The organism is Acinetobacter sp. HR7 (assembly GCF_000773685.1).
GTDB lineage: Bacteria > Pseudomonadota > Gammaproteobacteria > Pseudomonadales > Moraxellaceae > Acinetobacter > Acinetobacter thermotolerans.
In genome coordinates, this window is the sequence record NZ_JPQO01000116.1 from 1 (window position 1) to 5,413 (window position 5,413).

General features: G+C 48.1%; 5 protein-coding genes and 1 pseudogene. 3 read left to right on the top strand and 3 right to left on the bottom strand.

The annotated features are described in order from the left end of the window. Positions 1–101: 101 nt before the first annotated feature. Together GW12_RS05930 and gshA are read right to left on the bottom strand one after the other, a co-directional pair. Positions 102–629: a disulfide bond formation protein B gene (locus GW12_RS05930; protein WP_034584778.1), complete on the bottom strand. Its 528-nt coding sequence runs from the start codon at positions 627–629 to the stop codon at positions 102–104. Positions 630–647: 18 nt separating this feature from the next. After that, a complete protein-coding gene (gene gshA, locus GW12_RS05935) occupies positions 648–2,225 on the bottom strand; it encodes a glutamate--cysteine ligase (protein ID WP_034584781.1) in 1,578 nt (525 codons plus the stop codon). Between the two features lie 211 nt (positions 2,226–2,436). Between gshA and GW12_RS05940 the strand changes: the two genes are divergently transcribed. The 3 genes from GW12_RS05940 to GW12_RS05950 are packed head-to-tail and all read left to right on the top strand — an operon-like array spanning position 2,437 to position 4,896. Further along, positions 2,437–2,976 carry a DUF924 family protein gene (locus GW12_RS05940; RefSeq protein WP_034584784.1) on the top strand — a complete coding sequence of 180 codons (540 nt, stop codon included), beginning with the start codon at positions 2,437–2,439 and terminating at the stop codon, positions 2,974–2,976. A gap of 49 nt (positions 2,977–3,025) precedes the next feature. Continuing rightward, positions 3,026–3,583, top strand: a complete 558-nt coding sequence (locus GW12_RS05945; RefSeq protein WP_034584787.1) for a hypothetical protein — start codon at positions 3,026–3,028, stop codon at positions 3,581–3,583. An 11-nt stretch (positions 3,584–3,594) separates the two neighbouring features. Beyond that, on the top strand, positions 3,595–4,896 hold the full coding sequence (locus GW12_RS05950) for a DUF445 domain-containing protein (RefSeq protein WP_034584790.1): 1,302 nt from the start codon (positions 3,595–3,597) through the stop codon (positions 4,894–4,896). Between the two features lie 72 nt (positions 4,897–4,968). Here GW12_RS05950 and GW12_RS15385 read toward each other — a convergent pair. Next, positions 4,969–5,255: pseudogene (locus tag GW12_RS15385) on the bottom strand (DUF2798 domain-containing protein). Positions 5,256–5,413: the final 158 nt, after the last annotated feature.

A 5,413-nucleotide genomic window follows, 5' to 3' on the forward strand; every position in this document is an offset into this window, starting at 1 on the left:
AAGACATAAAAAAATGAGCGTATTTACATACACTCATTTTTACTACATTTTTCTAATATTTGCTTAACTGACTGGCATTACTCAATCGAGGGCCTTTTTATTTAGTATTTGTCTCTTAAGCGTTGTACCGGCTTGGTCTGATATTTTCGGAACAGCTGCCACAAGCTGACCAAGAGCAAAATGCTAAAGAACACCAATGACCAGACCGGCAATGACTGCCCAAGGAAAGTCCAGTCCACTTTGGCACATTCACCTGAACCGGTGAGCACCTGTTGCAGCACCGATTTCATTGGCAAGGTTTCCAGCCAGTAATCTAGTCCCGGACCACAGCTCGGCACTTTATCTGGTGGCAAGCTCTGCAGCCAGACATGACGTGCTGCCACACCGGCAGACCATAAAATGCTGAGTGAACCTAAAAATGCATACAGACGCTTGCCTGCATTGGATTTTGGATTATGCAGCAAAGCAATTAGCGAAATGATCCCCAGGCCAATCAGGCCAATCCGCTGGAAAACACAGAGCGGGCAAGGCTCAAGCCCTTGTACATGTTCCAGATATAATGCAAATGTCATCCCCAGCACGGATGCGACAAATAACGCACCACTGACGAAGCGAAACCCCCATTTCATGGTCGGCCCTCTTATTTATTATCGATATTGAGCAAGATATTCAGTAAAGCTGATGCCGCTATCTTGCTCGAGTTCTTGCTGCTTCTGCAAGGATTTTTCTGCTAAATCAGCAAAGTAGGCTGCTTTTTTCTTGCTCAGCTGATGTGCTTGATAAGCTTCAATATGCTGATGCGCCAGCATCTGGCCAAAATGCCACATCCCCCCATGGGTACGGGTATCGCCAACAATCAATGCAGACAGCGTAGTATCCACTTCATCCACCCGAATCTGCATGGTTTGCATAGCTTTGCGATACAGGTCAGTGCCATAAGTCTCATCCAGCAGTTCCGCCAGTGGCTGCATCTGCTTCATATAGATCACACACCAATCTTCAATTGGATATTTCTGGCCATTTTCCCAGATCGCTGCATTGGCAGCGCGGCCACGGTTCACCACTTCAGCCTGATTCTGGTCAATCACATCCTGTTCATCCTGCAACAGGGCTGGGCTATCCTGTAATAAACAATACAGGGCTACCACTTCCAGGAAACCAGCGGTATTTTCATCGATCCCTATCGGGCTATATGGATTGACATCTACGGCACGCAGTTCAACATAACCAATGCCGCGATTCGCTAGTGCCTGAGAGGGGGTTTCTCCATCTTCCGGTACCTGTTTCGGGCGTACCAGACTATAGTATTCATTTTCGATTTGCAGCACATGGTCATTGATCTGGATCGGCTCACCATTAGCATCATCTAAGCCTAAACGGGTGAACGGTTTATACGGTGTTTTGACGGCCTTTTGCAGACCCTCTAAATAGTCATGCAAGTTGTTGTATTGAATACCGAGCTGTTTTTGTGCCGAATTCTGGTACCCAAAACGTCCCATACGCAGCGCAGTAGCATACGGGGTATACAAAGTTCCGCGCGTCAATGGCAGCATCTGATGGTCACGACCCGTCATAAAGCACTGACACGCCGCCGGACTGGCACCGATCAGAAAAATCACCAATGGGGTCAGACGGATAAAGTTCCGGATCAAGCCCATATAACGATGGCTGCGGTAATCCTGCAAGCTTAAGCTTTTTAAAGCTTCATCAGTTTCATTGGCCTGCAAGGCTTCAAACAATTGATCCGGGAAAGATAGATTGTAATGCACGCCGGAAATGGTCTGCATACGACGGCCATAACGCACACCCAGACCATGGCGGTACAGGGTCTTGAACAGGCCGATATTAGAAGAGCCATACTGTGCTAACGGAATATTGTCATCTGTGCTATCCAGCATGCATGGCATCGACATCGGCCAAAGCTTTTCTTCACCTTCCAACTGGCGATTCACCACGGCGTGGATATCCATCAGGTAGTCCAGCGCACCCCGAATCGTATCTTGTGGCGGGGTGATGAACTCCATCAGGGCTTCAGAATAGTCAGTGGTAATATGCGGATGGGTCAGAGCTGAACCGAGCGCTTGAGGATGCGGCCTTTGCGACAGAAAGCCATTGCTTTGCATACGCAGACTTTCTCGCTCGATACCGCGTAGCATCCCTTGGATGAGCGACGAATCCACCCAAGAAGGCAATATAGCTTGGGCAGTCGATTCAGGTTGACTCATTACAATCTCGCTTAATGGGCTAAACTATTAAAATAAAATCATCGATTTATACAAGTATAACGCGATTTGGGGGCTGCACATTATACCCCGCCTAGATTTCAGGCAAACCGTTGATTTTAATCCGGCAATTTTTTTAACACAAACTTCCTCTATAAGACATGTGAAATTTGTGATTTTATTGACAAATAAATGCTAATGAATTGTAAACATTATGAATTATGAAGATATTTTAAATTTCTGGTTTAGTGATGAGGCTCAGCCGAACTGGTTTGCCAAAAGCGAGCAGTTCGACCAAAGTTTGACTGAAAAATTTTCAGAAATTCTGCAACAGGCCAGCCAGGCAGAATTGTGGTCATGGCGCAAATCGGCGGAAGGTCGTCTGGCTGAAATCATTGTTCTAGACCAGTTTTCACGCAATATTTATCGGGGAACAGCGCGTGCCTTTGCTCAGGACAGTCTGGCACTGGCACTGGCACAGGAGGCCATCAATCAGGATCTGGACAAGCAGCTGAGTCCGGAACAGCGTTCCTTTCTGTATATGCCGTTCATGCACAGCGAATCCAGGCTGATCCATGAATTTGCCTTAAAATTATTTCAGCGTCTTGGCAATCCAGCCAATCTCGAATATGAAATTAAGCATAAAATCATTATCGACCGTTTTGGACGCTATCCGCATCGCAACCAGATTCTGGGCCGTGAATCGACCGAGGAAGAACTCAGTTTCCTGACCCAGCCGGACAGCAGTTTTTAGGCATTTACACCGACTGCTACCGCTGGATCACCCTATCAGGAGAACCAATATGAAAAAGACGCTCGTTGCCCTGGCTCTTGCAGGCTCTGCCCTGCTCTCGGGTTGTGCGACTACGCCATCCAAACCGCTCACCTTTGACCAGCTCGGCCAGTACACCACCACGCCGCTGAATGCCCAGACTTATCGCATCAGTTTTAAGGCACGGCCAAATATGAGCTTTGGCACAGCTGAAGAAATTGCCTTGGTCAAAGCTGCACAAACGGCCGTGCAGAATGGCTTCCAGTTCTTCCGGGTCAAAGATGATCCCAGCAATTTAACCCATCAGCCACCACGTGAGGCGATTGTCTATCCGAGTCCAAGGCCCTATCCGTATGGCTATTATCGCCGCCATCCCTATGGCTGGTATGATCCATTCTATGACATGCCATATCGGGTGACTGTGGAACCGGCACAGGTCGGCTATACCATCGAATGTTTTAAACAGGGACAGGCACCACAGGATGCCTTTGATGCGCGGTTGATCCTGCAGTCGCTGGGACAAAAATATGGCCTGAGTCCAAGCGGTGAAGTGCTGCAGCCACAGCCAGCAACGACCAATAATAAATAACAGGAGACTTTATGCCAGAACAGACCAGTTCACCGAGCCTGCAACGCAGTAAACGCTTTGCCACCATGGCTTTGCTTACGGCCGTACTGGCCTGGCTGGCACTGATGGTGGCTGCCAAACTGCTACCGCAATATATCTGGCTGATCCATATCCTGATGCTTTCAGCAGAAGCCGGTGTGGTCGGTGGTCTGGCGGACTGGTACGCGATTACCGTGCTGTTCCGCAATCCTTTTGGCCGGTTACCGATTCCAAAGTTCCTGCGGGATCATACCGAAATCATTCCACGCAACAAGGCGCGGATTGCTGAATCCATGGGTCGCTTTGTGCAAGAAAATTTCCTGTCGCCGCAAATCGTGCAGCGCAGTCTGGCCAATACTGACCTGAGTCTGGCCGCAGGTCGCTGGCTGGCCAATCCGGCCAATAATCTTCAGGTCACCCAGGTGATCCAGCAGACTGCACCGCGGATCTTTGAATTTGTCGGTCAGGAGCAAATTTCCAGCTTTATCCAGACCAACAGTGTGCAGTGGGTCAAAAACACCCAAATCAACCATCTGGCCAGCGAAATGCTGCGTGCCGTGCTGGAAAATGACTTCCATCAGGATGTGTTACAGCGTGGACTAGATTTGGTGCATGTCTGGATGACTTCGCATCCAGACCAGACCCGTGAACTGACCCGTACCCTGTTTAAGGAAATGGGTGTGTGGAAACTGGCCAAAGGGGCCAGCTGGATCGGTATTGATGTCCAGCAGCGCAGTATTGATTCTGTCATTCAGCGCGTCGAAGCCATGCTCGCTGATCCCCAGCATCCATGGCGACTGAAAATTGAAGAGTCGGCACAACAACTGATGCTGGAACTGGCCAACAATGACAGTGAAGCTAGCCAGCGTCTGAATAATGCCAAGGATGCCCTGCTGGATAGCCCACAGGTGCTCAATTTTATCGGGGGTGCGGTGGTGATTCTGTGTGATGCCATCAAGGCCGATCTGGAAAAACCGGATTCTGGCATTGCCGAAAACCTGCGTATTGCGATTCAGCAGGTCGGGGAAAATATCATGTCCAATGACTCAGTACGTGAATTACTGAATAATCGTATGAGCGGCCTGGCGGTAGAGCTCAGTGACCAATATAGCGAGAAAGTGATCCGCTTTATCAGTGAACGGATTCATGAATGGGATTCACGCGAGATGATCAGCAAGATTGAAAATGAGGTTGGTGGTGACCTGCATATGATCCGCGTCAATGGTGTGGTAGTCGGTGGGTTTATCGGTTTGGCACTGGGGATTATTCGTGCTGTGGTCGAACATCTACTCTAAGCACTTTGAATATCTCTTTTTAGCATCCTCTCACTGAACAACCTGCTGATTCACCCATGGAGAATCAATAACTTATTTTGGTGATTGTGACCCGTTCATATCGACCAACAGCCCGGTGATCTTGTGCACCACCGGCAGCAGTAACAGCACGATCGGAAAAGCGAAGGCTTAAAGATCATCCAGTTATGCAGCCAAAGTGACAGAAAGCCTTCCATCCAGCCTAAATTACGCAGCATATTGATCAAGGAAATGATGCCACTCATCAAGCAGGACAGAATAAAAGGCACAATGATCAGCGCCAATTTGGCAGCAAGTTTAGAAATATTGCCGAAAATCACCGGACCTTGTTGCGAATCCATGGACAGCTCTTTTTGTTATGTCACTTTCACCAATATCAGTGATTTGAATTTCAGTGATCATTCATTTTTTATACAAAATTTTAGTTAGTTATACGCCAATCTCAACTTTTTAAGTCATTGAAATAAAAAGGACATAGCCTCATTTTAAATCCGTCTAT